Here is a 2,978-nt window from a genome sequence, read left to right on the forward strand (position 1 = left end):
GTAAGCGCGAATTTAAGCGCACCTAGAATCGGAAGCTGAACGAGAGCAGGCTTGCGTCCGCAACTACAACTTGCGGACGCAACCGATGACACAGAACGAAGTTGATTTCCTTCCGCTGCGCGTGACCGGCGTGACGTCGGCGGGCAAGCGAAAATTTGACGCCGAGGGTAAGCGCAAGCTGGTTGAAGCCTGCCTGCAGCCGGGCGCGTCAATTGCCGGACTGGCGTTGAAGGCCGGCGTGAACGCTAACCAGCTGCATAAGTGGATTCAGTTGCGCGAACGCGCGAATACCACTGCTGCGACGGCGAGCGTCGAGCCGTTGCCATCGGCATTCGTGCCGGTCGTCACGGTGGGCGAACTGGCGCCGGTGCGCACGAATCCCGAGCCGGTGAGCATGCGGCGAACGTCGCACAGATACGAATCGGCGAAGGCAACGACGCCGGCGCGGCTAACGGCGCAGTTGCCCAACGGTGTGACGCTGCAGCTCGAATGCGCCGCACACGATAGCGCCCTCGTGAAGGCGATGATCGAAGCGTTGGGGGCACGCTGATGTTCCGCTTCGACGCGGACCTGCAGATCTACCTGCACCGCGAGCCCATCGACTTCCGTGCCGGCATCAACAGCCTCGTCACGCTGGTCGAGCAGTCGATGCAGCTCGATCCGCTTGCACGAGCCGTCTTCGCGTTCCACAACCGCAAACGCGATCGCGTGAAGCTTCTGCTGTATGACCGGGCCGGATTCTGGCTCCTATTGAAACGACTCGAGGCCGACCGTTTCGTTTGGCCCCGCCGTCAGCAAGCCGTGATCGAACTGACGGCCGAGCAGCTTCACCTGCTGCTCGACGGTGTCGATGTCGACGCAGTGCGTCGCCACCCAGCGCGGCAGTACTGCCACGCGAGCTAAAGCTGCCGTTGCCGGTAAGCAACGGCAGCTTTAGCTGTTACAAATTCGCGTAAACCTATTTGGCTCTGCGATTCGCTATCGTTGAGCGCATGTCCCCTCCCGATCTCCCCCGACTGCCGCGCACCGCCAAGGCCTATATCCACAAGCTGGAGGAGCGGGTGGCTGCCGATGCTCAGCTCATTGCCGAGCGTGACGCCAGGATTGACGAATTGACCCGGCGCCTGGATACGCTCGAAGAGCAATACCGTCTCGCGTTGGCCCGACAGTACGCACCCAAGAGCGAGAAGCGTCGCGACCGCGTGTTTAATGAGGCCGAAGAGGCGACCCACGCTGAGCCGCCCGACGAGGGCGACGGCGACGCACCGACGCTGCCCGATACCGGGCTGCCGGAGCTCGGCCAGCCTGAACCGCGCAAACGTGGCCGCAAACCGCTGCCCGCAGACCTGCCGCGCGAGCGAATCGAGTACGACCTACCCGAGGACCAGAAGATCTGCCCGTGCTGTAGCAAGGCGATGCATCGGATGGGCGAGGAAGTCAGCGAGCAGTTGCACATGGAGGTCAAGGTCACGGTGCTGCAGCACGCGCGTTTCAAGTACGCGTGCCGTCACTGCGAGCGTCACGGTGTGCATACGCCGATCGTGGTCGCATCGATGCCGGCGCAGCCCTTGCCGGGCAGTCACGCCAGTGCATCGATGATCGCCGCCGTCACGGCCGGCAAGTATGTCGACGGCACGCCGCTGTACCGGATGGAGGACGTGCTTGCGCGCTCGAACATCGCGGTCAGCCGCGGCACGCTGGCCAATTGGATCATCCGCCCCGCCGAGCTTCACTACACGCGCCTGTTCGAGGCGCTCAAGAAGATTCTGCTGAGCCAGTGGCTGATTCACGGCGACGAGACCACCGTCCAGGTCCTAAAGGAGAACGGTCGAAACGCGCAGGACACGTCGTATATGTGGGTCTACCGAAGCGCGGAGGATAGCGAGCAGCCGGTGGTGCTGTTCGAGTACCAGCCTGGGCGTGGCCAGCAGTACCCGAAGGAATTCCTCGGAGACTACGCGGGCACGCTGATGACTGACGGCTGGCCTGCGTGGCGGACGGTTAAATCGGCCACGCACCTCGGATGCCTTGCGCATGGACGCCGGATGTTCACGGACGCGCTCAAGGCACAGAAGAACAAACCGAGCCCGCGCATCACGAAGGCGCTCGAATTCTTCCAGGCGCTGTACCAGGTCGAGACGCTCGCCAAACAGACATTGCCCGAGGGCGAGACACTGGCCGACTACCGGTACCGCCTGCGCCAGCAGCACAGCGTGCCGTTGCTAAACGCCTTCAAAATATGGCTCGACGAACTCGCGCCGAAGGTTCTGCCAAAGAGCCTGCTGGGCGAGGCGATCGGCTACTGTCTCAGGCAATGGCGGTATCTGAGCCGCTATGTAGAGGACGGCCGGGCCCCAATCGATAACAACGTCATCGAACGCGACATCAGGCCCTTTGTGACCGGACGAAAGTCCTGGCTCTTTAGCGATACAGTTGACGGCGCGAAAGCCAGCGCAATGGTCTACAGCCTGATGCTCACGTGTCGGGCCTGTGGCGTCGATCCTCATGCCTATCTGCTGCACGTGCTGACCGAATTGCCGCAGCGCGCACCGGAGGCCGATATTAGCGACCTGTTACCGTTCAACTTCGCTCGACGGCAAGCCGTTACCGGGTAACTCCAATCGCTACCGCGCTGGGCCGAAGTATTGGTCCCACTGTTCCGAATCGGGATCGAGTCGGCGCACGATCGCGTCGTCCGCCCGCGCGACCAACCGTTCCAGCATCTGTCGCTTCGTTACCGAGTAACGGCGAGCTAGCCGCGTCAGAGCAAGATACGCTTCAGTGCTCACCCACATATCCAGACGCCGATCACCGTTGCCATCCTTGCCTGCTGTGTCGCGCCTTGCCCGATAAGCCGCTTGCCGCTGCGCCGTCGTTTGCGTCATCTCACACCTCCTTCGTTACCCGGTAACTATCGATTCGAAACATGTTACCCGGTAACGCCAGACATCACGACGTGTGGCAGATTTAGCGCTTAC

At 62.2% G+C, this 2,978-nt stretch carries 4 protein-coding genes; 3 read left to right on the forward strand and 1 reads right to left on the reverse strand.

Features of this window, described 5'->3' with window-relative positions; all coding sequences use genetic code 11:
• The first annotated feature begins 85 nt into the window (after positions 1–85).
• From tnpA to tnpC, 3 genes are all read left to right on the forward strand, one after another.
• Positions 86–550: an IS66-like element accessory protein TnpA gene (gene tnpA, locus L810_RS40125; RefSeq protein WP_021163841.1), complete on the forward strand. Its 465-nt coding sequence runs from the start codon at positions 86–88 to the stop codon at positions 548–550.
• Positions 550–903 (forward strand): IS66 family insertion sequence element accessory protein TnpB, encoded by a 354-nt coding sequence (tnpB, locus tag L810_RS40130; protein ID WP_021163842.1) that lies wholly within the window; start codon positions 550–552, stop codon positions 901–903. Before tnpA ends, tnpB begins: the two co-directional genes overlap by 1 nt.
• Positions 904–992: 89 nt before the next feature.
• Entirely contained in the window at positions 993–2,615 is a 1,623-nt protein-coding gene (gene tnpC / locus L810_RS40135; RefSeq protein ID WP_021163843.1) for an IS66 family transposase, read from the forward strand.
• 9 nt (positions 2,616–2,624) lie between these two features.
• Here tnpC and L810_RS40140 read toward each other — a convergent pair whose 3' ends face one another.
• Positions 2,625–2,885 carry a hypothetical protein gene (locus L810_RS40140; protein ID WP_042978193.1) on the reverse strand — a complete coding sequence of 87 codons (261 nt, stop codon included), beginning with the start codon at positions 2,883–2,885 and terminating at the stop codon, positions 2,625–2,627.
• Positions 2,886–2,978: the final 93 nt, after the last annotated feature.

Origin of the sequence: Burkholderia sp. AU4i (genome assembly GCF_000466765.1) — a bacterium.
Classification (GTDB): domain Bacteria; phylum Pseudomonadota; class Gammaproteobacteria; order Burkholderiales; family Burkholderiaceae; genus Burkholderia; species Burkholderia cepacia.